The organism is Ramlibacter ginsenosidimutans (assembly GCF_016654015.1).
GTDB classification, from domain to species: Bacteria; Pseudomonadota; Gammaproteobacteria; order Burkholderiales; family Burkholderiaceae_C; genus Ramlibacter; species Ramlibacter ginsenosidimutans.
On sequence record NZ_JAEPWM010000001.1, the window covers coordinates 608500 to 634805 of the forward strand.

23 protein-coding genes and 2 tRNA genes are annotated in these 26306 nt (G+C 68.6%); 15 read left to right on the plus strand and 10 right to left on the minus strand.

Annotated features, from left to right (window positions below):
* From JJB11_RS02975 to JJB11_RS02985, 3 genes are read right to left on the minus strand one after another with little or no spacing between them, the layout of a single operon-like run.
* Window positions 1-1164 (minus strand): acyl-CoA dehydrogenase family protein, encoded by a 1164-nt coding sequence (locus JJB11_RS02975; protein WP_201166409.1) that lies wholly within the window; start codon window positions 1162-1164, stop codon window positions 1-3.
* A gap of 25 nt (window positions 1165-1189) precedes the next feature.
* Window positions 1190-2125 (minus strand): flavin reductase, encoded by a 936-nt coding sequence (locus JJB11_RS02980; protein WP_201166410.1) that lies wholly within the window; start codon window positions 2123-2125, stop codon window positions 1190-1192.
* 23 nt (window positions 2126-2148) lie between these two features.
* On the minus strand, window positions 2149-3240 hold the full coding sequence (locus JJB11_RS02985; protein ID WP_201166411.1) for an LLM class flavin-dependent oxidoreductase: 1092 nt from the start codon (window positions 3238-3240) through the stop codon (window positions 2149-2151).
* A 102-nt stretch (window positions 3241-3342) separates the two neighbouring features.
* Between JJB11_RS02985 and JJB11_RS02990 the strand changes: the two genes are divergently transcribed.
* On the plus strand, window positions 3343-4251 hold the full coding sequence (locus JJB11_RS02990) for a LysR family transcriptional regulator (protein ID WP_201166412.1): 909 nt from the start codon (window positions 3343-3345) through the stop codon (window positions 4249-4251).
* Between the two features lie 9 nt (window positions 4252-4260).
* Here the strand turns inward: JJB11_RS02990 and JJB11_RS02995 are convergent, their stop codons facing one another.
* Complete coding sequence (locus JJB11_RS02995) at window positions 4261-5133, minus strand: SMP-30/gluconolactonase/LRE family protein (protein WP_201166413.1); 873 nt, start codon at window positions 5131-5133, stop codon at window positions 4261-4263.
* A 94-nt stretch (window positions 5134-5227) separates the two neighbouring features.
* On the opposite strand from JJB11_RS02995, the gene JJB11_RS03000 reads away from it, so the two are divergent.
* The 5 genes from JJB11_RS03000 (at window position 5228) to JJB11_RS03020 (ending at window position 11498) form a co-directional block, all read left to right on the plus strand.
* The gene (locus JJB11_RS03000) at window positions 5228-6466 is read left to right on the plus strand and encodes a CaiB/BaiF CoA transferase family protein (protein ID WP_201166414.1); all 1239 of its coding nucleotides are present in this window, start codon (window positions 5228-5230) and stop codon (window positions 6464-6466) included.
* Window positions 6467-6599: 133 nt separating this feature from the next.
* Window positions 6600-7568, plus strand: coding sequence for a tripartite tricarboxylate transporter substrate-binding protein (locus tag JJB11_RS03005; protein ID WP_201964566.1), 969 nt, complete (start codon window positions 6600-6602; stop codon window positions 7566-7568).
* Between the two features lie 189 nt (window positions 7569-7757).
* Window positions 7758-9821 carry a hypothetical protein gene (locus JJB11_RS03010; protein WP_201166416.1) on the plus strand — a complete coding sequence of 688 codons (2064 nt, stop codon included), beginning with the start codon at window positions 7758-7760 and terminating at the stop codon, window positions 9819-9821.
* 199 nt (window positions 9822-10020) lie between these two features.
* Window positions 10021-10350, plus strand: coding sequence for a hypothetical protein (locus JJB11_RS03015; protein ID WP_201166417.1), 330 nt, complete (start codon window positions 10021-10023; stop codon window positions 10348-10350).
* A 209-nt stretch (window positions 10351-10559) separates the two neighbouring features.
* Window positions 10560-11498: a bestrophin family protein gene (locus tag JJB11_RS03020; RefSeq protein ID WP_201166418.1), complete on the plus strand. Its 939-nt coding sequence runs from the start codon at window positions 10560-10562 to the stop codon at window positions 11496-11498.
* 108 nt (window positions 11499-11606) lie between these two features.
* On the opposite strand, the gene JJB11_RS03025 is transcribed toward JJB11_RS03020, so the two are convergent.
* The 3 genes from JJB11_RS03025 to hrcA form a co-directional block, all read right to left on the minus strand.
* Window positions 11607-11683 (minus strand) — tRNA-Ile (locus JJB11_RS03025).
* A 41-nt stretch (window positions 11684-11724) separates the two neighbouring features.
* Window positions 11725-12468, minus strand: a complete 744-nt coding sequence (locus tag JJB11_RS03030) for a hypothetical protein (RefSeq protein WP_201166419.1) — start codon at window positions 12466-12468, stop codon at window positions 11725-11727.
* Window positions 12469-12591: 123 nt separating this feature from the next.
* Entirely contained in the window at window positions 12592-13596 is a 1005-nt protein-coding gene (gene hrcA / locus JJB11_RS03035) for a heat-inducible transcriptional repressor HrcA (protein WP_201166420.1), read from the minus strand.
* Between the two features lie 104 nt (window positions 13597-13700).
* Here hrcA and JJB11_RS03040 point away from each other — a divergent pair, with 104 nt between their 5' ends.
* Genes JJB11_RS03040 through rapZ form a run of 4 tightly spaced genes read left to right on the plus strand, consistent with a single transcriptional unit; the run spans window position 13701 to window position 17467 of the window.
* Window positions 13701-14018: a hypothetical protein gene (locus tag JJB11_RS03040; protein ID WP_201166421.1), complete on the plus strand. Its 318-nt coding sequence runs from the start codon at window positions 13701-13703 to the stop codon at window positions 14016-14018.
* Between the two features lie 7 nt (window positions 14019-14025).
* Entirely contained in the window at window positions 14026-14922 is an 897-nt protein-coding gene (locus tag JJB11_RS03045; RefSeq protein WP_201166422.1) for an NAD kinase, read from the plus strand.
* Between the two features lie 3 nt (window positions 14923-14925).
* Window positions 14926-16590, plus strand: coding sequence for a DNA repair protein RecN (recN, locus tag JJB11_RS03050; protein WP_201166423.1), 1665 nt, complete (start codon window positions 14926-14928; stop codon window positions 16588-16590).
* A 7-nt stretch (window positions 16591-16597) separates the two neighbouring features.
* Window positions 16598-17467, plus strand: a complete 870-nt coding sequence (rapZ, locus tag JJB11_RS03055; RefSeq protein WP_201166424.1) for an RNase adapter RapZ — start codon at window positions 16598-16600, stop codon at window positions 17465-17467.
* Between the two features lie 150 nt (window positions 17468-17617).
* On the opposite strand, the gene mutY is transcribed toward rapZ, so the two are convergent.
* The 3 genes from mutY to mutM form a co-directional block, all read right to left on the minus strand.
* Window positions 17618-18646, minus strand: coding sequence for an A/G-specific adenine glycosylase (gene mutY, locus JJB11_RS03060; RefSeq protein WP_207189910.1), 1029 nt, complete (start codon window positions 18644-18646; stop codon window positions 17618-17620).
* Window positions 18647-18774: 128 nt separating this feature from the next.
* A complete protein-coding gene (locus tag JJB11_RS03065) occupies window positions 18775-20745 on the minus strand; it encodes a dynamin family protein (protein WP_201166425.1) in 1971 nt (656 codons plus the stop codon).
* 48 nt (window positions 20746-20793) lie between these two features.
* On the minus strand, window positions 20794-21609 hold the full coding sequence (gene mutM, locus JJB11_RS03070) for a bifunctional DNA-formamidopyrimidine glycosylase/DNA-(apurinic or apyrimidinic site) lyase (RefSeq protein WP_201166426.1): 816 nt from the start codon (window positions 21607-21609) through the stop codon (window positions 20794-20796).
* Window positions 21610-21753: 144 nt separating this feature from the next.
* Between mutM and JJB11_RS03075 the strand changes: the two genes are divergently transcribed.
* The 5 genes from JJB11_RS03075 (at window position 21754) to JJB11_RS03095 (ending at window position 26149) form a co-directional block, all read left to right on the plus strand.
* Window positions 21754-23508: a tetratricopeptide repeat protein gene (locus JJB11_RS03075; protein ID WP_201166427.1), complete on the plus strand. Its 1755-nt coding sequence runs from the start codon at window positions 21754-21756 to the stop codon at window positions 23506-23508.
* A 115-nt stretch (window positions 23509-23623) separates the two neighbouring features.
* Window positions 23624-24115, plus strand: a complete 492-nt coding sequence (locus JJB11_RS03080; protein ID WP_201166428.1) for a lipoprotein insertase outer membrane protein LolB — start codon at window positions 23624-23626, stop codon at window positions 24113-24115.
* A 3-nt stretch (window positions 24116-24118) separates the two neighbouring features.
* Complete coding sequence (gene ispE / locus JJB11_RS03085; RefSeq protein ID WP_201166429.1) at window positions 24119-24985, plus strand: 4-(cytidine 5'-diphospho)-2-C-methyl-D-erythritol kinase; 867 nt, start codon at window positions 24119-24121, stop codon at window positions 24983-24985.
* Between the two features lie 26 nt (window positions 24986-25011).
* Window positions 25012-25088 (plus strand) — tRNA-Gln (locus JJB11_RS03090).
* Window positions 25089-25171: 83 nt separating this feature from the next.
* A complete protein-coding gene (locus tag JJB11_RS03095; RefSeq protein ID WP_201166430.1) occupies window positions 25172-26149 on the plus strand; it encodes a ribose-phosphate pyrophosphokinase in 978 nt (325 codons plus the stop codon).
* Window positions 26150-26306: the final 157 nt, after the last annotated feature.

Consider the following 26306-nt stretch of genomic DNA (forward strand, 5'->3'; position numbering starts at 1 on the left):
TCAGGCGGCTCCCAGGAGTTCGTTGGCGATCACGTTGCGCTGCACTTCTGCCGTGCCGCCGGCGATGGTGCGGGAGCGGGTGAACATGTAGTTCTGGATCCAGGTCGCGGACGGGACGTCCTCCCCCGCATCGGCGAGGAACCGGTGGGCGGCCTGCGGACCGACCGCGTCCAGGGCGATCGTCGTCAGCCGCTGCGCGCATTCGCCGCAGATCATCTTGATCACGGAGGGCTGCACGCCGAGCGGCCGCTGTTGGATGAGGTCGTCGGTGGCGTGAGCCATCAGCACGCGCGCGCCCTTCACGTCGGCTTCGCACTGCAAGAGCTTGTGGCGCAGCGTGGAGAAATCGCGGCGGCCGGCGGCGGCCTGCGCCGCATCGTCGACGACGCGCGTGACCTGCCGGCGCAGCAGCTCGAGGCGCGCGACATTGGCCGGCGGCAGGCGCTCGCGTTCCAGCAGGTACTTGGCGCAGGTCCAGCCCTTGCCTTCCTCGCCCAGCAGGTTGTCGGCACGCACCCGCACCTCGTCGAAGAACACTTCGTTGAGGTGGTGCCAGCCGTCGATGCTGCGGATCGGCCGCACGGTCACGCCCCTTGCGTCCATGGGCACCAGCAGCAGCGAGATGCCGTCCTGCTTCTTCGCCTCCTTCGAGGTGCGCACCAGCATGTAGATCATGTTGGCTTCGTGCGCATGCGAGGTCCAGATCTTCTGGCCATTGATCACGTACTCGTCGCCGTCGCGGCGGGCACTGGTCTGCAGCGACGCGAGGTCCGAGCCGGAGCCGGGCTCGGAATAGCCCTGGCAGTACCAGTCGGAGCCATCCAGGATGCGCGGCAGGAAACGCGCCTTCTGTTCCGGCGTGCCGAACCTGATGATCACCGGGCCGATGTGGCCCAGGCCGTGGTGGTAGAGCGGCGGGCAGTCGTTCTGCGCCATCACCTCTTCGAAGACCAGGCGCTGCTTGATGTCCCAGCCGGTGCCGCCCGCCTCCCTGGGCCATCCGGGCGCGCCCCAGCCCCTGGCGTTCAGGATCTTCTGCCAGGCCTGGTATTCGCGCTTGGTCACCTTCTGGCCGGCCGCCACCACGGCGCGGATCTCCGGCGGGCAGGACTTGCGCGCGAACTCTTCCAGCTCGCGCCGGAAGGCGGCGTAGTCGATGGACATCTTGTCTCCTCGGATCTCTTGGATGTCAGGCGCGGCGCAGCTGCGTGATCAGCGCGTCGAGCGCACGGGCCGCCGCATCGCCATCGCGGCGGCGCAGGGCGTGGGCAATTTCGCGCCGCAGCGGGAACAGGTCGGGGCGCGGCCGCACCGGCAGCACGTGGGTCATGCGCTCGCGCAGCACCGTGGACATGGTCTGCGCCATGAGGTTCAGCGCTTCGTTGTGGCCGGCCGCGGCGATGGCCGCGAAGAAGCCGCTCGCCGATGCGATGCGATCGGCCAGCGGCGCGTCGTCCGGATGCTGCTCGATCGCCGCCACCGCCGCGTCCACGGCCTGCAACTCGGCGTCGCTCGCCCGCTGCGCCCCCAGGCGCAGCAGCGTGCCGTACAGGGTGCGGTAGGCTTCGTCGATGTCCGCGTCTCCCAGCTTGCCCTGCACCACCAGCTTGCGCAGCGACTCGGCGAGCATCATGTACGCGCCCTTGTAGAACACCAGCGCCTGGTCGCCGCAGCCGCCGCCCATGTGGCGGACTTCGCCGATGAACACCGTGTGGTCGCCGGCCGCGTGGCAGGCGTACACGCTGCACTCGAAGCTCGCCAGGCAATCGTCGATCACCGGCAGCCCCATCGCACCTGCGTGCCACGCGACCCCTTCGAACTTGTCCTCGATCCTGCTGGAGGCAAAGCGCGAGGACAGCGTGTCCTGCCGTTCCGACAGGATGTTGATCGCGAAGCTTTCCGCGGCCGTGAAGGCACCGAGCAGCCGGCTCGCGTTGCGCAGGCTGAAGAGCACCAGCGGCGGCTGAAGCGACACCGAGCTGAACGAGTTGCACGTGAGCCCCGCCGGCCGCCCCTCGGCGTCGCGTGTCGTGATCACGGCCACGCCGGTCGGGAAGCAGCCGAGCAGCTGGCGCAGTTGCGTGGGTTCGATGGCCGGGCGGGCCAGTTCGGCGGCGGCGCTCATGACGGCGTCTCGTGGCCTGTGTTTCAGGCGGGGGCGAGTTCGCGCGGCGCGTCGGCCACGTGCGGGGGATCGTTGGCGATCTCCTGCTGCACCGTCGGAATGATCACCTTGCCCCACAGCTCCAGCTGGCGCAGCATGGTCGCCTGGTCGAAGTCGCCCATCTGCGTCTGGAAGCAGTAGTGCACGGGCTTGAGCGTGCGGATCTCCCGGACCACGCGCTCGATCACCGTGTCCACCGAGCCCACCGGCAGCAGCGCGCGCGACTCCTCGAGCGTGGGTTCGCCTTCGACGATGGCTTCCTCCACCTGGTAGTCGTCCGCGATCTGCGCGGTGCGGCGCTTGAGGCTCATCGCGATGCGGCGCTGGTAGCGCGAGCAATCGAGGTAGCGGTCCACTTCCGCCTTGTTGTCGCTGGCGTAGGCGGCGCGCAGCAGGCCCACCTGCACCTTGGCCGGGTCCTTGCCTTCCTGCAGGGCGACCTTGTCGATCAGCGCGCGGGTCTGCTGCAGCTTCTCCAGCCCGCCGTCGCCGCCGGAGACGAACACGTGGTGGCCCGAACGCACGGCGCGCGTGACGAAGGTGGGGTCCACGCTGGTGATCCAGAGCGGCGGCATCGGCTTCTGCACGGCACGCTGGCTGATCGCGCTGGTCGGCTGGCGGTAGAACTCGCCCTCGTAGCTGAACTTCGGCTGCTTCAGCCCCAGCTCCAGCATGTCCAGCATCTCCAGCGTGCGCTGCTTCGCCTCGCCCAGGGAGACCCCGAAGCGCTCGAACTCGAACTGCTGGTAGCCGGAGCCGATGCCGACGTTCAGCCGGCCGTCGGACAGTTGGTCCACCATCGCCACGTCGGCGATCAGCCGCGCGGGGGTGTAGAGCGGAGCGACGACAATGCCGGTGCCCAGCCGGATCCTGCGGGTGACGGCGGCGCAGTGCGCGATCATCGTCAGGGGCGACGAGCACAGGCCGTAGTTGCTGAAATGGTGCTCCGCGTACCAGGCAGCACCGAAGCCCAGTTCGTCGGCCAGCCGCGTCTGCTCCACCGCGTCCTTCAGGATCTGGTACGAGGTCTTATGCTTGTTCCGCTGCTGCATCAGAATGAAGATTCCGAAATCCATGGCCCTGGCTCCTGGTTGGCTGGTTTTGACGTGGGTCAATACTAGGAACGACTGGCCTGCGCGGATCGCCAGGGCGCGCACAGCTTCTTTGCGCGTTCCGAAATGAAGGCCCTCGATTCCCTCCGGATCTTCGTGATCACGCAGCGCAAGGGCAGCCTGTCGGCCGCCGGGCGCAGCCTCAGCCTCTCGCCTGCGACGATCTCCCGCCGCATCAGCGCGCTGGAGGAGGAACTGGGCGTGCAACTCGTGGACCGCACCAGCCGCAACCTGAAGATGACCGAGGCGGGCCAGGCCTTCCTCGGCCGTGCCGAGGCGGTGCTGGAGGCGATGGCGGAGGCGGAAGAGGCAGCCCGCAGTTCGCGCGAGCGGCCCGAAGGGCGGCTGCGCATCCATTCGCGCACACAGATCGGCCAGCGCGTCATCGCTCCGCTGCTGCCGAAGTTCTGGGAACGCTACCCCGACATCCGCGTGGAGATGGAGCTTTCCGAACACCCGGTGAACCTGGTGGAGCAGGACTTCGACGTCGACATCCGCACGGGCGAGTCGAACGACTCCGGCTTCATCATCAAGCGCCTGCTGTCCAGCGACGAGGTGCTGGTGGCGAGCCCGGGCTTCGCGAAGACGCATACGCGCCTGAAGCACCCGAAGGACCTGCCGCAGATGCCTTGCCTGACGTATCGGCGCGAGCACGAGGCCACCACCTGGAAGTACATCGCCGAGGACGGCGATCAGCGGGAACTGGCGATCGAGGGCGTGCTGAGCGCCAACAACGGCGAGGTGCTGCGCCTGGCGGCGATCGGCGGCATGGGCATCGCCTTGCTGTCGGAGCCCGCCGTGCGCGCGGACCTGCAGTCCGGCACGCTCGTGCGGCTGCTGCCGGAGTACCGGTTTGCGGTGCGCCAGTTCTCCAACGGCATCTTCGCCGTGTTCCGGCAGAGCCGCACGCTGCCCCTGAAGGTGCGTGCCTTCGTCGACTTCACCACCGAGGCGCTGCGCGAGCCCGGCACCTGAAGCGCGGACTCACCGGTCCTTGAAGCGGTGGATGGGGACGCCGGGCGCTGGCAGGCCGTCAACGGCGAAGACGCCGCCGTCCCCGGGCCGTGTGCCGGTGAGCCGGTGGCTGTGCCAAATCGAAGTCACATAAGCGGTCGTGCGCCCCGGTCCGCCGAAGCAGAGGCTGGTCGGGTAGCTCGCAGGCAAGTCCAGCATGCGCTCCAGCGTGCCGTCCGGGGCGAAGCGCGCGACGCGGCCGATGCGGACCAGCACCGACCAGATGAAGCCCTCCGCGTCAACCGCGGCGCCATCGGGCCCCGAATCGAAGCTCGCCGTGCGCGCGAACACGCGCTTGTTGGACAGCGGCCCGTCGGGAACATAGTCATAGGCCCACAGCGTGCGGTCCAGGCTGTCGGCGACATACAGCGTGCGGCCGTCCGGACTGAAGCAGGGGCCGTTCGCAAAAGCGATGTCATCGGCGATGCGCTCGACGTGCCGATCGGGCCGCAGGCGGTACAGGCCACCGCGGACCGGCACGCCCGGCTGCCAGCCCGTCTGCATCGTGCCCGCGAGGAAATTGCCGGCCGGGTCGCACTTGCCATCGTTGAAGCGCAGGTCCGCGTCCATCGCGATGGTGGCCCAGGCCTCCAGCTGGCGGGTGGCGAAGTCGTAGCGGGCGAACGAGTCCTTCAGTGCGACGATCACCGCGCCGCTCGCGCAAAGCGCGATCGAGCCCACCGGCGCCGGCAGCTGGTGCCGCTCGAGCACGCCGCTGTCGGGCCACAGGCGCCAGAGCGTGCCGGCAAGGGAGTCGATCCAGCAAAGCGCCTGGGCCTGCTCGTCCCAGCATGGGCTTTCGCCCAGCTGGTCCTTCGTTTCGCCGATCCGCCGGATGTGCATGGCTGCAGTGTGGCGGCGCGCCGGCCCGTGTGCTGCAAACCAGCTTTGCACGTCGTGCCGCGCGCAGGTCCCGCAGCGATCCTAGATTCCTCCAATGAGCCCCCGCAACATCTCACCCCCTCCCCTGCAGGGCATCCGCGTCGTCGAACTCGGCAACTACATCGCCGGACCCGGCACGGCCATGGCCCTCGCGGACCTGGGCGCCGAGGTCGTGAAGATCGAATCGATGGAGGGCGATGCAGCCCGCAGCACCGGGCCGTTCGGCCTGGCCATGCTGCGGGCGTACAACCGCGGCAAGAAATCCATCGCGCTGGACCTGCGGCAGCCGCGCGGGCTCGAGGTCGCGCGCCGGCTGGTCGCTCGCGCCGATGTGCTCGTGCAGAACCTGCGCCCTGGCGCCCTCGACGCGCTGGGCTTGGGCGCCGACGCGCTGCGCGAGCAACACCCCGGCCTCGTCCACGTGTCGATCGCAGGCTTCCCCGCCGGCTCGCCCTCGCAGCACCGTCCCGGCTACGACATCGCGGCCCAGGCGGAAAGCGGACTGATGTGGGTCACCGGCGAGCCTCAGGGCCTGCCGCAGAAGGTCGGCGCCACCATCGTCGATGCGGCGACTGTGCAGGTGGCCGCGCAGGCCGTGCTTGCCGCACTGTTCCGGCGCGTGCGCACCGGCGTGGGCGAGACGATTCGCGTGTCCCTGCTGGACGTGGCGCTGAACCTGCAACTGGCGAACTGGAACGACTACCTCGTTCGTGGTGTCGAGCCGGCCCGCACGGGCGACGGCCAGCCGCTCGCCGCGCCGGCCGCGGACCTGTTCCGCACCCGTGATGGCCTGGTGGTCGTGTCCGCATACGTGCAGGCGCATTGGGTGCGCCTGTGCGAATCGCTGGGATGCCCCGAGCTCGCGGACGATGCGCGGTTCGCCACCAACGAGCGCCGGGTCGCGAACCGGCCCGGGATGAAGGCGGCCATCGGCGCGCACATCGAGCGGCTCGGCACGCGCGAGTGCGTGGACCTGCTCACGCGCAACGGCATCGTCGTGGCCGTGGTGCGCAGCTACGCGGACGCAGCCGCGAGCGAGGACTTCCGCGCGAGCAGCATGCTCGTCGAGGCGGCGCCGAACGAGGGCAGCCCGGGCTATGCCAGCTTCGGGCTCCCGTACCAGATGGTGGATACGCCGCGCACCGCCACGCTGGCGGCGCCGGCCCTGGGCACTCACACGGAGGAGGTCCTGCGGGACGCGCAATTCACGAGCGAGGACATCGCCGCATTGCGAGCGGCGGGCGTGGTGAAGACCGCCGTGCCGATGGAAGCCGCGCCCCGGGGCAAACGCTAGTCCCCCAGTGCAAGAACCACAAAGCTGCTTTTCACATGCTGCAGATCCCGCGAACCGGGTGCGATCTAGACTGCCCCCGAGAAGCGCGCCCCCTGCGCGCGGCCAACGCCCCATGAGAGGCAAAGGAGACAAGGTGAACATTCGTCGATTCGTGGCCGGGGCCTGCCTCGGCGTCACTGCCCTGCTGGCCGTCGTGGGCGGCGCCCAGGCCCAACAGGACATCACGCGCATCATCGTGCCGTTCCCGGCGGGTGGCGGCACCGACGTGTACGTGCGCCTGCTTGCGAGCGAGCTGCCCAGGCACGGCATGCAGGTGATCGTGGAAAACAAGCCCGGTGCCAGCGGCATCGTCGCCGCCGAGTACGTCGCCCACGCCAAACCGGATGGACGCACCGTGCTGCTGTCCTCGCTCGGGATCCTGGCCAACAACATCGCGCTGTACGACAAGCTGCCGTACGACCCGCAGAAGGACTTCGCCCCCGTCACCCAGATCGCGTACCAGCCCGCGATCATCGTCGGCCGGCCCGACCTGCCGTATCACAACATCAAGGAGATGGTGGAGTACGCGAAGAAGAATCCCGGCAAGATCAACCGCGGCTCACCCGGCGCGACCATCCTGACCGCCCTCGCGCCCTTGAGCTTCGAGCAGAAGGAAGGCTTCCGCACGACGCATATCCCCTTCAACGGTGACTCCCCAGCGCTGCTCGCGGTGCTGAGCGGCACGATCGACATCGACGGCACGTCGATCACCGGACCGCTGCCCTACATCCGCAGCGGCAAGATGCGCGTGCTGGGCGTGATGGACACCAAGCGCCTGCCCCAGGTGCCGGATGCGCCGACGTTCAAGGAGCAGGGATACGACGTGCAGGCGCAGCTGTGGTATTCGCTCTCGGTCCCCGCGGGCACGCCGCGCGCGGCGATCGATCGATTGAACAAGGCCGTCAACGAAGTGCTCGTCGACCCGCAGTTCGTGGAGAAGGCGCGGGCGATCGGCATGGAGCCCCGCGGCAGCACGCCGGAGCAGCTCGCGCAGTTCATCAAGGCGGAATCCGACCGGTGGCTTCCCATCCTGGAAGCGCTGAACCTGCCGAAGCAGCACTGAGGCCGCAGGCTGCGCGGCATACGCGCAGCCGCCCATTGCGATGGGCGTGCGGGTGCCGTACCGGTCCTTTCTCACATATCTCCCAATCGGCATTCCTCAATTGGGGCATGGCCTTCCCATCCAGCCCTCAGTAGCCTCCCCGGCTGAACACTCTGTTGCGGTTAGCAGAGGTTTTTAACCGGAGGATGAATGCATTTTTCTCGCAAATCCTGGGGCGCGCTCGTGGCGGGCAGCGTCCTGTTGATCGCAGGTTGTGGCGGCGGAGGAGGCTCCGGCACCACGCCAGCACCAGCGGCAGCGCAGCTGGTGGGCACGGCTGCCGTGGGCTCGGCACTCGGCAACGCTCCCGTGACCATCACCAATGCGGCCGGGAATTCACCGTGCCAGGAATCGTCCATCACGACGACGCCCCTGGGCAGCTATACCTGCACCCTGAAGTCCGGCGAGACCGCTCCGTTCTTCGTGGTGGTGACCGATCCGACCGGGAATACCCCACCGCTGGTGAGCATCTCCACGAGCACGCCCAAGGCCGGCGCCACGCTCACCGTGAATGCCACGCCGCTGACCACGGCCATCGTCGCGCAGCTCGGCGGCGGCGATGCGTTGTCCGTCGTGAAGGGCAGGACCGTCGACGCCAGCCAGCTGGCCGCGATCACGGCCAACGTGGTGCAGCAGCTTTCGCAGGTGCTCGCCGCCATCGGCGCGCCGGCGAACTACGATCCCTTCAGCACCAGCATCACGGCCGCCACGGCTGGCAACACCGGCAACACCGCCGACATGGTGCTGGACGTCGTGAAGGTCGTCTCCGACCCCGCGACCGGCCAGCTTGCGCTGTCCACCGTCGACAACCCGACTCCCGTGCTGCTGGCAACTGCGACCAGCGCGGGTGGCACGGTGAGCGCGCCCGACCCTGCCGTTTCGACGCTCTCGCAAGGGACGCAGATCGCTGCCCGCGCCTTCACCGATTGCTTCGCGTTACCGACCGCCCAGCGTGTGCTGCACACGACCGCACGTGCGCAGAGCGACGGCGGGCCGGAGGTGGACCAGGTCGGGGCCGCTTGCGAAAACCTCGCTGCCGATACGAGCAACGCCGCGGGCGTCGACTACCTGCACAACGGCTACTACGCCGGGCAGCACTTCTACAACCTGCTCACCGCAGACCGCATGACCGGCGCGACCTTCAGCGTGCCGGAGATCGTCGCGTTCTATCCGAAGTCGACCACGGCCACCGCGCCGTCGCCGGCTGCGTATGACCGCGCGGTACTGAACATCCGCTACGTGGACTCCGCAGGCAATCCCGGCAACGTGATCACGATGGCTGCGAAGCTGCCGGGCACGTCGTCGGCGACCCGCTCGACCGAGTGGTGGCTCGTGGGCAACCAGCAGCCGGTGGACGCTTCGGTGCAAATGGTCGTGCGCCGCATCGAACAGATGAACCCGGCCAACACGACCAAGTTCAGCAACTTCGTGACCGGCTTCCTGCTGAACGTGAACAACAAGGGGCCGGGCAGCATCGACTCGACGCAGGGCGCGATGTCGATGGCCCGCATCTCGGGGCCTGGCCTGCCGGGCAACGGCGCCGCCGGCACGGGCCTGGTGTTCGCGGTCTCCACGAACCCCGACCTTCCGGCCCTGGACCTGTTCAACAAGACGGGTAGCCTGACCACGGGCACCTTGTGCGGCAACGGCTCGACGTCCAACTGCCCGCTCGTGTGGATCGGCCGCACCAAGGGCCTGACCGGCACGGATGCCACCACGCTGGCGACCAACCCGAACGCCATGCTGTGGGCGCAGCCCGCGGACGGCTTCGACGTGAGCAAGTTCGTCAAGGGGGCGCAGTACAAGCTGGAACTGTTCTACGGCACGAGCACGTCGCCGAAATACACCATGACCAAGACCTTGCTGACCGACTTCGTCGCGCCGACGTCGCTGGTGAACCTGCCGTGGAACACCCTGGGCCCAAAGTCCCTGGCGGCGCTGGATCCCAACGGCAGCCTCGCGGGTGCGCAGACCTCGCTGCCGCTGGACTGGGTGCAGAACCCGTCCGCGCAGCAGGTGACCAACGTCGCCGCCGTCTTCGATGCCTTCGGCAGCTATGGCCCGAGCCAGCCGGTGGACCCCGGCGCGACCTCGACGGTACTGAACGCCACGGTGCCCGCGTTCACCTTGACCAACCCGCCTAGCCGGACGTTGAAGTTCAACTACCGCATGACGGACGGAAGCATCAAGTCCACGGTCTACCAGTACAACTGACCGACCTAAGGACTGTCCTGGCCCCGCGTGGTTCGCCGCGCGGGGCTTTTTCTTTGCACGCAGGGGATTGGTCGGGCTTGCGTGATGTCTGCTTAAGGCGTATGTTGAAGGAGTCCGACCCTCTCCTGGCTTCTCCAGTGCCTCTAGCCAGGAGCTGAAAAGCAGGTCATCTGTATGCGCACCCGATCCGAGGTGCGTCATGCAACCCGAGACCCCGAAATTCAGTCGATGGCTGGCTGCCGAAAAGGAAGCCCACCTGGCCGAGCGCGAACTGCACGAAGCAATGCTGCAGTTCGCCGGTGACCGTGGCGGTGCTCCCTCGGCGCATGCAGTGTTGTCGGTGCGCGCGAAACGCGCACGCGCGCACGCGCTGTTTGACGATGCGATGCAGGAATTGAAATCGCTGGCCGAATCACTCCACTTCGGTCATCGTTCCTCTGCGGGCACACCTGGCGAGACCACGTCCACACTGCCGGACGCAGCTTCCCACCAACCCTCGGCACGACCCGAGGCAAGACCCAGCCAATAGCAGACTCGCTCGCGTGTATTGGATCGGTGCGCGGGCGGGAACGGCAGCCCGACTTCATCTGTTCCTGCAACTACGGTAGTCATCGTCGGACGAGTGACGGGCGTCCTGGATCGGCCCGAGCGCCTCGAACACGATAATTCAGGCAGTCCACTTTTTTCGCCCGGCACAGGGCCGCCAAGGTATCGTTGGCCGGGCCCCCTTCACCTCCCATGATCGTCCGCGACCGCCCGCATGGCGCGCAGTTGTTCTTCACGCTGCGCGGCTCCGTCCTGCCCCGTATCGCGAGCGAGTTGGCAACCTGTACGGCCTTCTCGCTCCTGGTCACGTTCACCCAAGGCTTCCTCTACCACTGGAAGATCACTCTGACCACTGTGCCGTTCTCGCTGATCGGCTTGGCGCTTGCGATCTTTCTCGGCTTCCGCAACAGCGCCGCGTATGACCGCTACTGGGAAGCGCGCAAGCTGTGGGGCGACCTGGTCCACCGCTCGCGCAGCTTCGCCCGCCAGGTGCAGACGCTGCTGGCTTTCGAAGAGCCCGTCGGTCCCGACCAGCGCGACGACCCGCGCCGGCTCCTGATGTTGCGCACCGTTGCCTTCGCTCTGGCGCTGAGACACCAACTGCGCGGCACGGATGGGAGCGTTGACATGGGACGCTTGCTGCCGGCCGACGAAGGCGCCGCCCTGGCGGCCTCGTCGCGGCCGACGGAATTTCTGCTGCGCCGCATGGCCCTGGATCTACGGGGGTTCGTGCGGGACGGCAAGCTGCACCCCGCGCTGGCGGCCAACACCGATCAGTCGCTCTCGGCCATGGCGGCTGTCGCGGCCGGCTGCGAGCGCATCAAGCAGACACCCATCCCGTTCGCCTACACGCTGCTGCTGCACCGCACTGCCTGGCTCTATTGCTTCCTGCTGCCCTTCGGCCTGGTGGATACAGTGGGCTTCATGACGCCGTTCGTGGTCGCGATCGTCGCTTACACCTTCTTCGGCCTGGACGCGCTTGGCGACGAAATAGAGGAGCCTTTCGGGTTGGCGGACAACCACCTACCTCTCGATGCGCTTTGCCGTGAGATCGAGGTCAGCGTTCTGGATACGCTCGGTGTACGGGAATTGCCCGCCCGGCTCGTGCCGGTAGGTTCGCGGCTGACTTGAGGTGGGAGGCCGACAGCTTCCACCAGCCTGCGCTCAGTCCACCTTCCCACTGCGCTTGATAGCGGCCTGGATTTGGCCGCTCTTGTAGCTACCGATCCTTGTCCTTGCTGGTAGGCCGTGCTGGACTTGAACCAGCGACCAAGGGATTATGAGTCCCCTGCTCTGACCAACTGAGCTAACGGCCCGCCTCGGGGCATTGTAGGCGGGCCGCTTCGGCGGCTCCGTGTCAGGTCTTCGTGCCGCTGAAGATCACGCTCTGCTTGGTGGCCGCGTTGCGGGCCGCCGCGTAGAGCCGGCCGTTGTCCTGGCGGATGTAGGCGATGCCGGTGAAGCTCAGGTTGGGGATCGCGCAGGGCGCCGGGCCGAAGGCGATGGTGAGGTCGTAGCCGTTGATGTCGGTGCGCGGCGTCGCGGTGCCCGTGATCGCGCAGCCGTTGATGCTGCTGCTGACCGCCCCCGTCGCCGTGACCGTGAAGACGGCCGGGCGCACGCCAAGGGCAAAGCCGGCGTTGCCGTTGTACGCGCCGGCGAGCGGGGCCAGTGTCGCCCCGCCCAGGCTCTTGGTGAAGTCGAAGCGGGTCTGGAAGGACAGCGCGTTGCCGGTGCTGGTGGGCGTGAACGCGCCTTCGAACTTGTCGTACGGATGCAGGGACGCCGCCACGGCGCCCGGCTTCATGCCCGCGCCTTCGACGTTGAAGTCCAGGGCGTCGGACGACGTGAAGTCGCGCGACGAAATCGACGCGGTGCCTTGCACCACGCCACCCACGGTGCTGGCGTCGCCGACCGCCGAATACATCAGGTAGTAGCCGCCATCCGCGAGGACCACCGCCGTCAGGTCGCGGTTGCTGGTGGAGGTGCCCACCCAGCCACCGGTGGACGGGCCGGAGTCATCCCCGCCGCCGCAACCCGCGAGCAGGGCCGCCACGGTGAAGGCGGCAGCGGCGGTGATCAGTTTCGTTCTAGCAAGCATGTGAGTGTTGTTGGTGTGGGATACACATTCAGTGTCCGTGGCGCCCCCCGGCCCGTCAAGCAAGTTGGCGATGGGCGCGCGCGCAAGGCGTCCGATCGCGGACGCCGGCGCGAAAACCGTGGTTTATTTGTTATGACTGAGCGCGTTGCTCACCAGGCGGGACGTGATGTCCACGATCTGGATCATGCGGTCGTAGGCCATGCGCGTGGGGCCGATCACGCCCAGGGTGCCCACCACCTGGCCGTCCACCTCGTAAGGGGCGCTGACCACCGACAGCTCCTCGAAGGGCACGATCTGGCTTTCGCCGCCGATGAAGATGCGCACGCCCTCGGCCTGGCTGGAGACGTCCAGCAGCCGCATCAGCTGCGTCTTCTGCTCGAACAGCTCGAAGGCGCGCCGCAGGTGCGTCATGTCGCTGGAGAAGTCGCTCACGGCCAGCAGGTTGCGCTCGCCGGAGATCACGACCTCGTCTTCTTCCTTCATGGCCTCGGAGCTCGCCTCCACCGCCGTCTGCATGAGGGTGACGATCTCGCCGCGCAGCTGCTCCACCTCGCCCTTCAGCCGCTCGCGGACTTCCTCGATGGTCAGGCCGGAGTAGTGGGCATTGAGGTAGTTGGCGGCCTCGGCCAGCTGCGCCTGGCTGTAGTCGGCAGCCGTGTGCACCACCCGGTTCTGCACGTCGCCCTCGGGGGACACGATGATGATGAGGAAGCGGCGGTCCGCCAGCCGCAGGAACTCGATGTGCCGGAACACGGAGCTGCGCCGGGGCGAGACCACCACGCCCACGAACTGCGAGAGGTTCGAGAGCATATGGGCCGCGTTGGCGATCACGCGCTGCGGCTGGTCCGGCGGCAGCGAAGGCGTGGCGAACTCGTCGCGCCGCGCCGTGAGCATCGTGTCCACGAACAGCCGGTAGCCGCGCGCCGTGGGGATGCGGCCCGCCGAGGTGTGCGGGCTCGCGACCAACCCGAGTTCCTCGAGGTCGGACATGACGTTGCGGATGGTGGCCGGCGAAAGCTCCAGGCCGGAGGCCCGCGACAGGGTGCGCGAGCCGACCGGCTGCCCCTCGGCGATATAGCGCTCGATCAGGGCTTTGAGCAACACCTTGGCGCGGTCGTCGAGCTTCATGGGACTTTCCGCTGGGATTTTAGTGATCTTGCCCCGGGATGGCAGCCAGCGGGACGGGGAATTCCAGTGCGTCGGGCCCAAGCCACAGGCGATACATTCCGGGCATGGCTTCCGACGCGAGCGTGCGGTTCTTCGATGCGCAGTTCCAGCGGCAGGTGCGCGAGGGCGGCCTGCGCCTGAACCCGCTCGACGCGAGCCCCGCGGCCATCCAGCACCTGAGCCAGGCGGCGCAGGCCGCGGCCCTTGCACTCCGCTGGTGCCTGTTCGCGGCCGGCGAGCTGCAGCGGCACTTCGCCGGCCGGGAGATTCTGCCTGGGGCAAAGGAGGACTTCCCCGCGCCCGCGGGCCGCGTCAAGCGTTTCGCCACAGTCGTCGCGAGGAAGCTCGCATCGCCTCCTTCCGGCGAGACCGCTGTGATGTAATTTGGCGATGAAATCCATCTTCCGGCAGGTCGCCGTGATCGGCAAGTACCACGCTGCCGTCGCACCGGCCGTGGCGGCCGCCACGCGGACCGCGCTGGAAGAAATCTCGCAGTTCCTCGCTTCGCAGGGCTGCCAGGTGGTGCTTGAACGCGATACCGCCGCCGTCATCGGCCTCACCAGCCTGCCCACGGCGGACGTCGCGGCGATCGGCACGCAGTGCGACCTGGGCCTGGTGGTGGGCGGCGACGGCACGATGCTGGGCATCGGCCGGCAGCTCGCGCGCCACGGCGTGCCCCTGATCGGCATCAACCAGGGGCGGCTGGGTTTCATCACCGACATTCCCCTCGACCAGTACCGCGCCGTGCTGCCGCCCATGTTGGCCGGGGAGTACGAGGAGGACCAGCGCACGCTGATGCACGCGCGGGTGGTCCGCGACGGGCAGGTGGTGCTCGAAGCGCTGGCCATGAACGATGTGGTGGTGAACCGCGGCGCGACCTCCGGCATGGTGGAACTGCGGGTGGAGGTCGACGGCCATTTCGTGGCCAGCCAGCGGGCTGACGGTTTGATCGTCGCCTCGCCCACGGGTTCCACCGCGTACGCGCTGTCGGCGGGCGGGCCGCTGCTGCACCCGTCCAACGAGAGCTGGGTGCTGGTGCCGATCGCGCCGCACACGCTGTCCAACCGGCCGATCGTGCTGCCCAACCAGGGCGAAGTCACCATCGAGCTGGTGGCCGGGCGGGATGCCAGCGCGAATTTCGACATGCAGTCGCTCGCCTCGTTGCTGCACGGCGACCGCATCAGCGTCCGGCGTTCGCAGCACAAGGTACGATTCCTCCATCCCCGGGGCTGGTCCTACTTCGACACCCTGCGCATGAAACTGCACTGGAACGAAGGCGGTTCCTGAGCCATGAGCCTCAAACGCATTGCCCTGCGTGACTTCGTGATCGTCCGCGAGCTGGAGCTCGATCTGGGCGACGGCTTCTCCGTGCTCACCGGCGAGACCGGCGCGGGCAAGTCCATCCTGATCGACGCCGTGCAGCTGGCGCTGGGCGCGCGCGCCGAAGCGTCCGTGGTGCGCGAAGGCGCCGCCCGCGCGGAGATCAGCGCCGAATTCGACCAGCCGCCGCAGCTCGCGCCTTGGTTGCAGGAAGCCGGCTTCGACGCGGGCGACTCCCTGCTGCTGCGCCGGACGATCGACAGCCAGGGCAAGAGCCGCGCCTGGATCAATGGAAGCGCCGCCACCGCCGCCCAGCTGCGCGAAGCCGGCGAGCTGCTGGTGGACATCCACGGCCAGCATGCGTGGCAAAGCCTCACGCGTCCCGCTTCGGTGCGCGCCTTGCTCGACGGCTACGCTGGCGTGAGCACCGAGCGGCTCCAGCAGCTGTGGCACGGCTGGCGCGCCGCGCAGAAGCTGCTGGCCGATGCGCGCAGCGCGCAGGACTCGCTGCAGCGCGAACGCGAACGCCTGGCCTGGCAGATCGGCGAAGTCGACAAGCTCGCGCCGGGCGCGGACGAGTGGGACGAGCTGAACGCCGCGCACACGCGCCTGTCGCACGCGCAAGCCCTGCTCGATGCGGCCGAAGGTGCGCAGCAACTGCTCGATGGCGACGAAGGTGGCGCGCGGCGCCCGCTCGCCCAGGCGCTGGACACCTTGCGCGGCCAGGAGCACCTCGAGCCGCAGTTCCGCGAGATCGCCGATGTGCTGGCGTCCAGCCTCGCGCAGCTGGAAGACGCCGCGCATTCGCTGCAGGCCTATCTGCGCAAGACCGATCTCGATCCCGATCGCCTCGCCGAACTCGACGAGCGCATGGGCAGCTGGATGTCGCTCGCGCGCCGCTACAAGCGCCAGCCGCAGGAACTGCCGGCGCTGCTCGCCGGCTGGAAAGAGGAGCTCGCCCGCCTCGATGCGGCGGCCGACCTCGCGGCCCTGGAAGCCGCGGAGAAGAAGGAACACGACGCTTTCCTGAAGGCGGCGCGCGCGGTCTCCGCCGCCCGCACCAAGGCGGCGCCGCAGCTCGCGAAGGCCGTCACCCTGGCGATGCAAGGCCTGGGCATGCAGGGCGGCCGCTTCGAAGTGGCGCTGGAGCAGGCGCAGTCGCCCGCGGCTCACGGGCTGGAGGAAGTCGCCTTCCTGGTCGCCGGCCACGCGGGCAGCACGCCGCGGCCGGTGGGCAAGGTCGCCTCGGGCGGCGAACTCTCGCGCATCGCGCTGGCGATCGCCGTCACCACGAGCCGGCTCGGCGAAGCGCAGACGCTGATCTTCGACGAGGTGGACTCCGGCGTCGGCGGTGCGGTGGCCGAGACGGTGGGCCGGCTGATGAAGCAGCTCGGGCGCGACCGCCAGGTGCTGGCCGTCACGCACCTGCCGCAGGTGGCTGCCTGCGCCGACCACCACCTGGTCGTGGCGAAGAAGGCCGAGAAGTCGGGCGTGGCCAGCAGCGTCGCGCCGGTGTCCGGCGAGAAGCGCGTGGCCGAAGTTGCGCGCATGCTCGGGGGCGAACGCCTGTCCGGCACCACCCTCGCGCATGCAAAGGAAATGCTGGGCGACGGGGCCGCCGCGGCGGGGAGCTGAGGCCGCCATGTCGCTCGAACTCGTCCTCATCACCGGCATGGCGGGCTCGGGCAAGTCGGTGGCGCTGCGGGCGCTGGAAGACGCCGGCTACTTCTGCGTGGACAACCTGCCGCCCGAGCTGCTGCTGCAGTTCGTGCAGCTGGAAGAGAGCCATGCGCGGCGGCGCGTCGCCATCGCCATGGACGTGCGCAGCGCCAACGCCTTGCCCCAGGTGCCCGAGCAGCTGGACGAGCTCGTGCAGCGGGGCATCGCCGTGCGGCCGCTGTTCCTCGACGCGACGACCGACACGCTCGTGCGCCGCTTCTCGGAGACGCGCCGCCGCCATCCGCTGTCGCGCCCGGACGTCGACGGCGACGAACACCGCGCGCTGGTCGAAGCCATCGAGCTGGAGCGGGAAATGCTGGCCGAGCTGCGCCAGCGAGCGCACGTGGTCGACACCAGCGTGCTGCGCGCGGCACAGTTGCAGGAGTACGTGAAGTCGCTGCTGGCCGCGCCGCTCGCGCAGCTGACGCTGGTGTTCCAGTCCTTCTCGTACAAGCGCGGCATCCCGGTGGACGCCGATTACGTGTTCGACGTGCGCATGCTGCCCAACCCGCACTACGAGCCCGAGCTGCGCGACCTGACGGGCATGGACCTGCCGGTGATCGAGTACCTGCGCCAGCACGAGGAAGTCGAGGACATGTTCGCGGACATCAGCGCATTCCTCGACCACTGGCTGCCCGCACTGGCGCGCAACCACCGCAGCTACGTCACGGTGGCGATCGGCTGCACCGGCGGCCAGCACCGCTCGGTCTACCTGGTCGAGCGCCTGGCGGCGGCCTTCGGCGAAAACTGGACGACGCTCACGCGGCACCGTGAAGTGGGTGGGCGAGGTTAGGACCTGCGGCTGAGGCTAGGACCTGCGGCTGATCGAAGACGTTGAACGCAGAGTGCGCAGAGGTTACGCAGAGGACGCAGAAGGACATCCACTTTCTTGATGGTCTTCTCTGCGTCCTCTGCGTTCTCCTGCCAGATAGCGAGCTAGCGCCTAAACCCGCTCCAGGAACCTGCGCACCGGCGCAGGCAAACCCAGCGCGGGCCACTCGCTCGCGGAGAACCATTTGCCCTCGCCCGCGCCCCAGTCGCTCGTGACCACCGCCTGCACAGGATGCAGGTGCAGGTCCTTGTGCGTGAGCACGTGCACGAAGGGTTCGATCTCGCGCAGGCGCCGGCGCGCCGTCGGGGGCAGCGCGTCTTCCAGCGCATCGCGGCTCGCGAACACGGGCAGGCAGTAAAGCCCCGCCCACACGCCGGGCGTCGGCCGTTTCTGCAGCCACACCGAGCCGTCGCCCGCCTGCGCATGCAGCAGCCAGAGCGACTCCGCGCTGCGTTTGAGCTTGCGCGTCTTCACGGGGAACGCCTCGGGCCGGCCCTGCCGGGCCGCGGCGCAATCCGGCTGCGCCGGGCAGATCAGGCAGCTCGGGTTGCGCGGCAGGCACACCGTCGCGCCGAGGTCCATCACGCCTTGCGTGTAGCGCGGCATGTTCTCGTGCAGTTCGTGCGTGGGCAGCAGTTCGCGCGCGTGCTCCCACAGCCTGCGCTCGTTGGCTGCCAGCGCGAGGTCGTCGTCGAAACCCAGCACGCGCGTGAGCACGCGCTTGACGTTGCCGTCCAGGATGGCGGCGCGTTCACCGAAGCAGAACGAGGAGATCGCCGCCGCCGTCGAAGGGCCGATTCCCGGGAGCGTCGCCAGCACGGCCGCCGTGCGCGGGAACGCGCCGCCATGCAGGGCCACGACGTCCTGCGCGCAGCGGTGCAGGTTGCGCGCGCGGCTGTAGTAGCCCAGGCCGCTCCACAGCGCGAGCACGTCGTCCAGGGGCGCCGCGGCGAGCGCCTGCACGTCGGGGAAGCGTTGCAGGAAGCGCTCGTAGTAGCCCAGGACGGCCGCCACCTGCGTCTGCTGCAGCATGATTTCCGACAGCCACACGCGATAAGGATCGCGCGTGTTCTGCCACGGCAGCGCGTTGCGGCCATGCGTGCGCTGCCAGCGCACCACGCGTTCGGAGAAACCGGCCAGGGCAGGAGCAGGACGGGAAGCTGGCGCTGCGCGCCCGGTGGCCTTGGTGCGGCCGGTCGGCCGCGCGGTCACCGGATCGCCTCCGTGCTGCGCACTGCGGTGTTCGCCCTTGGGGCGGCCCGGCGGGCTCACGCGGTCTTCAGCTCGGGCTCGGCCGCCTCCTGGGCGTCCCGGTTCGACATCGGCGTGCTGGTGAGGTGCGCGGTGAGCTCGGCGAGCTTGGCATCGAGTTCGTCCAGCGCCGCTTCCTGCGAGCGGATTTCGGCGATGCGGTCGTCCAGCCCTGTCGCGGCCTGCCGGATGCGGTCGATCGCTTCGAGCCGGCGGCCGAAGTTGCGGCGGCGCTCGCGCAGCTGCGCATCGAGCTGCGCCGCCGCGGACTTGTTCCACAGCTCCACTTCGCCCAGCGCCGACTCGTAGATCACGCGCAGGCGCGTGGCCAGTGCGCGCACCAGGCGGTCCGCGAACTCGGGCTGCGCCAGCTTGAGCGCATTGCTCACGCCCAGGTACTGGTTGTGGCTGCGCTCCACCAGGTCGAGGTCACGCTCGTAGCGCGCCAGGTCCGGCTCGCGCGGCGCCTGCAGCGAGAAGCCGTATTCGGCATTGAGCTGCCGGAAGGTGCCCGTGAGCATGGTCTGGATCTCGCCGCTGACCTTCTCGGCCTGGCGCAGGCCCTCGCGCAGGCGGTCGAAGGTGCGGGCGTAGGCCTTGCGTACACCGAGCTTCAGGCCTGGCGTGCGCAGGGCGCTCGTGAGCTCCGCCATCTCGGTCTTGAGCGTGCTCGTTCCCAGCAGGCCGAAGACGTCGCGCAGCAGCTTGAGGTGCACGGAGCGCACGGCGTGGATCTTGGCGCCGCTCGCGTCGAACTCCGCCTGCTCCTGCTCGATGCGCGCACGCATGTGCTTGATGACGGACGTGTTCTTGCCGCGCAGCCCCTTGAGTTCCACCATCTGCTCGGCGAGGTCGCGCCGGCGGATGCCCAGCACCCGCGTGGCTTCGGTACGCAGCTCGGAGATGTTGCTCGCCACCGAGGCGCGCAGGATCTTCTGGCGCTGGTCCAGCACCCCGTGCGCGAGCGCCTGCTCCAGCGCCGGCAGGTTGCTCGCGCGCAGCAGTTCGATGTTGCTGTTGACCTTCGCGACCAGGCCCTTCTGGCCGGACACCGGGATCACCTGCTGCTCCTGCAGCCCCAGGATTTCGGCGGTCGTGCGGCGCTGGCGCTCGATCTGCGCCTGCACCTGCGCCGGCGTGGACAGCGCGTCCCACATCGTGTCGATCTTGTTCAACACCACCAGGCGCGAATCGGCGTGGGTGTCTTCGGCGATCAGGTGCTCGCGCCAGATGGCGAGGTCCGACTTGGTGACACCGGTGTCGGCGGCCAGGATGAACACCACCGCATGGGCCTGCGGGATCAGGTTGACCGTCAGCTCGGGTTCGGCGCCGATCGCGTTGAGGCCCGGGGTGTCCAGGATCACGAGCCCCTGCTTGAGCAGCGGGTGCGCGATGTTGATCAGGGCATGGCGCCAGTTCGGAACTTCGACCAGGCCGTCGGCGCCGGGGATCGGGTTGTCCTCCGGCGACTCCTCGTGCCAGAAGCCCAGGGCCCTGGCCTCGGCGATCGTGACGCGGCGCACCTCGGAGACCTTCTCGAAGGCCTGCGCGAGCTGCGCGGGATCGTTCACGTCCAGGTCCACCCGGTGCCACTTCTCCGGCACCATGCGCCATTCCATCAGCGGCTGCGTCTGCAGGCGCGTCTCGATCGGCAGCAGCCGCAGGCAGGGCGGCACTTCGGGGTCGTAGCCCAGCTCGGTCGGGCACATCGTCGTGCGCCCGGCGCTCGCCGGCATGATGCGGCGCTTGTAGCCCGCAAAGAAGATCGCGTTGATCAGCTCCGACTTGCCGCGCGAGAACTCGGCGACGAAGGCGACCATCACCTTGTCGGAGCGCATCTGGCCCTCGAGGCGACGCAGGCGCTCTTCGACCGCGCTATCGAGGATGTCGTGGTCCTTCAGCCATTCGCCCAGCAGCTTCAGGCGCAGGGCGAACTCACGCCGCCATACGCCGTGCTGGTCGAATTGCTCATTGAAAGAAGTACCCACGGAGCCCCCAACTGTGCAAATCACTATAGCATCCGACCCTTTTTTGCCTCAGGACTTCTGGCACACCGGGCAGAAATACGTTGCGCGCGCGCCCTGCCGGATCGTCCGGATGGGGGAGCCGCAGACGCGGCACGGCTCGCCGGCCCGGTCGTAGACCATGGCTTCCAGCTGGAAGTAGCCCGATTCGCCGTGGGCGTTGGAAAAGTCACGCAAGGTGCTGCCTCCCTTGGCCACCGCTTTCGCAAGTACTTCACGGATGGCGGCCTGCAGGCGCGCCGCGCGCGGCCGGCTGATGCGGTTGGCAGCCAGCGTGGGGCGGATGCCCGCGAGGAACAGCGCCTCGGAAGCGTAGATGTTGCCGACGCCCACCACCAGGTCGCCCGCGAGCAGCACCTGCTTGATCGGCGCCTTGCGCTTCTTCAGCCCCGCGTGGAAGGCATCCAGGTCGAACTGGCTGGTGAGCGGCTCCACGCCCAGGGCGCCCAGCAGCTTCTGCGCCGCGGGCGCGTCTTCGCTCTCCGCGTAGACGACCGCACCGAAACGGCGCGGGTCGTTCAGGCGCAGCACGCCGCGGCTCGTGACCAGGTCGAAGTGGTCGTGCACCTGTGCAGCGGGCACCTCCGCGTCGAAACGCAGGCTGCCGGACATGCCCAGGTGCAGCAGGAGCAGGCCCCGGTCCAGGTCCACCAGCAGGTACTTGCCGCGCCGGCGCACGCCACGCACGGTGCGACCGATCAGCGCCTCCGGGGCCACGCCCATCGGCCAGCGCAGGGGCTTGCCCACGCGCACCGCTTCGATGCGCGCACCCGCGATCCGTTCGGCAAAACTGAGGCGAGTGACCTCGACTTCGGGTAGTTCGGGCATGGACTGGGTTGGCCGCTGGAGGACTCCCGTGCACGAGCGACCCGCGGCACGGAGCTTCATGGGCGCCGGGGACGATTCCCATGCCGCGACCCTGGTGCAGCGCGGCGCCGGCCTGGGTTCAGGATCGCGGATTATGATGGTTCGATGATGCGATTCCGCCCGGCGGCCCTGGCCGCCGCCCTCTTCGCCGCCTGCGCCAGCATGGCGCCGGCCCTCGCTCAAACCACCGGCACCGACACCGGCACGACGGTCGCCGCGGCCCCCGCGAACAGCGGACTCGATGCGGAACTCTTCTACGAGCTGCTGCTGGGCGAACTGAATTCCCGCGGCGCCGACCCCGGCGTCGGCTTCGCGCTGATCCTCGATGCGGCCCGCAAGACCAACGACCCGGCGCTGTACCAGCGCGCCGTGGAACTCGCCTTCGAAGCGCGCAGCGGCGACGCCGCGCTGCAGGCGGCCCGGGCGTGGAAGCAGGCCTTTCCGCAGTCGCGCGAGGCGAACCGCTACGTGCTGCAGATCCTGGTCGCACTCAACAAGCTGCCGGAGAGCGTCGAGCCGCTGCGCACCGAGCTGGCCTTGACCGACCCCGGCGACCGCCCGGCCGTGATCGCCGCGATCGCCCGCGCCTATGCGCGCGCCGCCGACAAGAAGGAAGCCGCGGCCACGCTGCAGAAGGGCCTCGCCGATTACCTGGGCAAGCCCGACACCGGCGCTGCAGCATGGAGCGCCGTGGGCCGCCTGCGGCTCGCTGCCGGAGACACCGCGGGCGCGCTCGATGCCGCACGGCGCGGCCAGGCGGCGAACCCCAAGGCCGAAGGCCCGGTCCTGCTGGCGCTGGAGATCATGGACCCCAAGGTGCCCGAGGCGGAAGCGCTGGTGCGCAACTACCTGCAGGGCCAGCCGCTGCCGGAGCTGCGCCTGTCCTATGCGCGCGCGTTGCTCGATGCACAGCGCTCGAGCGAAGCATTGCAGCAGCTGGAGGTGGTGACGCGCGAGCGTCCCGACTTCCCCGAGGCGTGGCTCGCGCAGGGCTCCCTGCAGGTGCAGGACAACCAGCTCGACGCCGCGGAAGCGTCGCTGAAGAAATACCTGGCGCTCGTGCAGTCGCAGGGCGCCAGTGAGGAACGCAGCCGCGGGATCGCGCAGGCCTACCTGGCGCTGGCGCAGGTCGAGGAGAAGCGGGGCCACTATGCGCAGGCCAATGCCTGGCTGGACCGCATCGACAGCGCGCAGGACCTGCTGCAGGCGCAGAGCCGGCGCGCGTCCATCCTCGCGCGGCAGGGGAAGATCGACGAAGCGCTCAAGCTGATCCGCGCCGTGCCCGAGCGTTCGCCCGCGGACGCGCGGCTCAAGGGACTGGCCGAAGTGCAGCTGCTGCGGGACAACAAGCAGTACCAGGCCGCCTATGACGTGCTCGGGCAGATGGTCGCGAAGGATCCCGCCGATCCCGACCTGCTGTACGACCAGGCGATGCTGGCCGAGAAGATGGGCCACTTCGACGACATGGAGAAACTGCTGCGCGAGCTGATGGTGAAGAAGCCCGACTACCAGCACGCGTACAACGCGCTGGGCTACTCGCTGGCCGAGCGCAACGTGCGGCTGCCCGAGGCCAAGCAGCTGATCGAGAAGGCGCTGCAGTTCTCGCCGGGCGATCCCTTCATCAGCGACAGCCTGGCGTGGGTCGAGTACCGCATGGGCAACAAGGCCGACGCGCTGCGCATCCTGCAGGCGGCGTACAAGGAGCGGCCCGATCCCGAGATCGCGGCCCACCTGGGCGAAGTGCTGTGGAGCCTGGGCCAGCGCGACCAGGCGCAGGCCGTGTGGCGCGAAGGCCTGCTGCAAAGCCCCGACAACGAAACCTTGCAGGAGACGCTCAAGCGCCTGCAGGTGAAGCCATGAGCCCGCCGGGCCGCCCCAAGGGCGAATACCGCAGTGCGCAGCACGAAGGTGCCTCAGTGACCCGCCGGGCCGCCCCAAGGCGAATCCCGCAGTCCGCAGGACGGAGGGTAATCCCGTGACTGCGCGTGCGCTGGCGCGATGGGGCGCGACGGCGGCTTGCGCCCTGCTGCTGGCCGCGTGCGCGACGCCACCCACCGTCGCCCCTGCCGGCGTCCAGCAGTGGAACGGGCGGCTCGCGCTGAACGTGGAGGGCGAGGCCAGTCGCTCCTTCTCCGCGGGCTTCGAACTCAAGGGCGCGCCCGAGCAAGGGGAGCTGACCCTGTTCAATCCGCTGGGCGGCACGCTCGCCGTGCTGGATTGGGCGCCGGGCACCGCCACGCTGCGGGCCGAGGGCAAGACCCGCGCGTTCGGCTCGCTGGATGAACTCGCGCAGCAAGCCACCGGTGCGCCGCTGCCCGTGGCCTCGCTGTTCGACTGGCTGCAGGGCAAGGCCACGGCCGTCGCCGGCTGGCAGGCCGACGTGAGCCAGGTCCGCGAGGGCCGGCTGCACGCGCGCCGCACGGACCCCCCACCGCTGGCCGACCTGCGCCTGGTGTTCGAACGTTAAACGATGCGTTCGCTGCACGACATCCCCGCGCCCGCCAAGCTCAACCTCTTCCTGCACATCACCGGCCGGCGCGCGGACGGCTACCACTTGCTGCAGTCGGTGTTCATGCTGCTGGACTGGCATGACACGCTGCATTTCGAACGCCGCCCGGGCGGCCGACTCTCGCGCGAGGACCTGGGCGCCGCCCTGCCCGCCGACGACCTGGTGCTGCGTGCCGCGCGCGCGCTGCAGCAGGCGACCGGTACGCGCGACGGAGCCCACATCCAGGTCGACAAGCGCTTGCCCGCCGAGGCCGGCATGGGCGGCGGCTCTTCGGATGCCGCGAGCTGCCTGCTTGCCCTCAACCGGTTGTGGCAGCTCGGGCTGGCCCTGCCGCAACTGGAGCGCATCGGGCTCACGCTCGGCGCCGACGTGCCCTTCTTCCTGCGCGGGCGCAACGCCTGGGTCGAAGGCGTGGGCGAGCGCATCACGCCGGTGGAGCTTCCGGCAGGACGCTTCGCGGTGGTCAAGCCGCCCCGCGGCCTGGCCACCCGGGACATCTTCAACCACCCCGGCCTGAAACGGGACAGCGACAGTGCTACAATCTCGGGCTTTGCTGCAGACCCCTGGGGTTTCGGTCACAACGACCTGGAACCCGTGGCCCGGCAGCTTTGCCCCGAAGTGGGCGAGGCGTGTCAATGGCTGGGTTCGCAGGGCTTGCAGGCCCGCATGACGGGCTCGGGCAGCGCGGTCTTCGCGCTGCTGTCGCCGGGACAGTCCCTGGGGCAGGCTCCGGCGCACTGGGCTGGTTCTGGCTGGGTGGTGCGGGAGTGCAGCAAGATGGAGGTCCATCCCCTGGTGGGTTGGGCAGCCAGCGACGATTCGGTTTGAGGCTGTTCGCAGCGTCAGACCCGTGTAGGGGAGTCGCCAAGTTGGTTAAGGCACTGGATTTTGATTCCAGCATGCGAGGGTTCGAGTCCTTCCTCCCCTGCCAAACCGTTTCGTTTGTCGTTGCGGGACAGATCACGCCGAAGCTGCTCTGTCCCCGACCGATCAGGAAGATCACGTCCTTTCCTCATGCAGGCTGCTCCCACCCCTGACTTCATGGTTTTCACCGGCAATGCCAACCCGGCATTGGCGGCAGAGATCGCGCACCACCTGGGCATCTCGCTCGGCGCGGCCTCGGTCAGCCGTTTCTCCGACGGCGAGGTGACCGTGGAGATCAACACCAACGTGCGGGCGCGGGACGTGTTCGTGGTGCAGTCGACCTGCGCCCCGACCAACGAGAACCTGATGGAGCTGCTGATCATGGTCGATGCGCTCAAGCGCGCCTCGGCCGAACGGATCACGGCGGTCATCCCCTACTTCGGCTACGCCCGCCAGGACCGCCGCCCGCGCTCGACGCGCGTGCCGATCTCGGCCAAGGTGGTGGCCAACCTGCTGGAAACGGTGGGCGTGCAGCGCGTGCTGACCATGGACCTGCACGCGGACCAGATCCAGGGCTTCTTCGACATCCCGGTCGACAACATCTATGCGTCGCCGGTGCTGCTGGGCGACCTGCGCCAGAAGAACTACGACAACCTGATCGTGGTATCGCCCGACGTCGGCGGCGTCGTGCGCGCACGCGCGCTCGCCAAGCAGCTGAACACCGACCTTGCGATCATCGACAAGCGCCGCCCGAAGGCGAACGTCTCGGAAGTCATGCACGTGATCGGCGACATCGACGGCCGCAACTGCGTGATCATGGACGACATGATCGACACGGCCGGCACGCTGGTGAAGGCGGCCGAGGTGCTGAAGGAGCGCGGCGCAAAGCACGTCTATGCGTACTGCACGCACCCGATCTTCTCGGGTCCCGCCATCGACCGGCTGTCCAAGGGCGGCGCCCTGGACGAGGTGGTGGTGACCAATACGATCCCGCTGTCGGATGCGGCACGCGCCTGCGCCAAGATCCGCCAGCTGTCCGTCGGCCCCCTGATCGCTGAAACCATCCAGCGCATCGCCAAGGGCGAGTCGGTGATGAGTCTGTTCTCGGACCAGGTCAACCTGTTCTGAGACCTTCACTTTGAAAAGTCGCTGCGCGACTTTTCAAAGTGGCCTGATCAGTGCGGACAGGCCCGGCAAAGCCGGATCCTGCCCGCAAGTGAAATCGCGCTGCATGTTATTGCGCGCGACTTGGAGGACGGCCGAAGGCCGTCCATTTTGTAATGGG

Bases quoted from the DNA above. Each gene is read 5' to 3' on its own strand.
- JJB11_RS02975 (WP_201166409.1), bottom strand. From the start codon at position 1,164: ATGTCCATCGACTACGCCGCCTTCCGGCGCGAGCTGGAAGAGTTCGCG.
- JJB11_RS02980 (WP_201166410.1), bottom strand. From the start codon at position 2,125: ATGAGCGCCGCCGCCGAACTGGCCCGCCCGGCCATCGAACCCACGCAA.
- JJB11_RS02985 (WP_201166411.1), bottom strand. From the start codon at position 3,240: ATGGATTTCGGAATCTTCATTCTGATGCAGCAGCGGAACAAGCATAAG.
- JJB11_RS02990 (WP_201166412.1), top strand. From the start codon at position 3,343: ATGAAGGCCCTCGATTCCCTCCGGATCTTCGTGATCACGCAGCGCAAG.
- JJB11_RS02995 (WP_201166413.1), bottom strand. From the start codon at position 5,133: ATGCACATCCGGCGGATCGGCGAAACGAAGGACCAGCTGGGCGAAAGC.
- JJB11_RS03000 (WP_201166414.1), top strand. From the start codon at position 5,228: ATGAGCCCCCGCAACATCTCACCCCCTCCCCTGCAGGGCATCCGCGTC.
- JJB11_RS03010 (WP_201166416.1), top strand. From the start codon at position 7,758: ATGCATTTTTCTCGCAAATCCTGGGGCGCGCTCGTGGCGGGCAGCGTC.
- JJB11_RS03015 (WP_201166417.1), top strand. From the start codon at position 10,021: ATGCAACCCGAGACCCCGAAATTCAGTCGATGGCTGGCTGCCGAAAAG.
- JJB11_RS03020 (WP_201166418.1), top strand. From the start codon at position 10,560: ATGATCGTCCGCGACCGCCCGCATGGCGCGCAGTTGTTCTTCACGCTG.
- JJB11_RS03030 (WP_201166419.1), bottom strand. From the start codon at position 12,468: ATGCTTGCTAGAACGAAACTGATCACCGCCGCTGCCGCCTTCACCGTG.
- hrcA (WP_201166420.1), bottom strand. From the start codon at position 13,596: ATGAAGCTCGACGACCGCGCCAAGGTGTTGCTCAAAGCCCTGATCGAG.
- JJB11_RS03040 (WP_201166421.1), top strand. From the start codon at position 13,701: ATGGCTTCCGACGCGAGCGTGCGGTTCTTCGATGCGCAGTTCCAGCGG.
- JJB11_RS03045 (WP_201166422.1), top strand. From the start codon at position 14,026: ATGAAATCCATCTTCCGGCAGGTCGCCGTGATCGGCAAGTACCACGCT.
- recN (WP_201166423.1), top strand. From the start codon at position 14,926: ATGAGCCTCAAACGCATTGCCCTGCGTGACTTCGTGATCGTCCGCGAG.
- rapZ (WP_201166424.1), top strand. From the start codon at position 16,598: ATGTCGCTCGAACTCGTCCTCATCACCGGCATGGCGGGCTCGGGCAAG.
- mutM (WP_201166426.1), bottom strand. From the start codon at position 21,609: ATGCCCGAACTACCCGAAGTCGAGGTCACTCGCCTCAGTTTTGCCGAA.
- JJB11_RS03075 (WP_201166427.1), top strand. From the start codon at position 21,754: ATGATGCGATTCCGCCCGGCGGCCCTGGCCGCCGCCCTCTTCGCCGCC.
- ispE (WP_201166429.1), top strand. From the start codon at position 24,119: ATGCGTTCGCTGCACGACATCCCCGCGCCCGCCAAGCTCAACCTCTTC.
- JJB11_RS03095 (WP_201166430.1), top strand. From the start codon at position 25,172: ATGCAGGCTGCTCCCACCCCTGACTTCATGGTTTTCACCGGCAATGCC.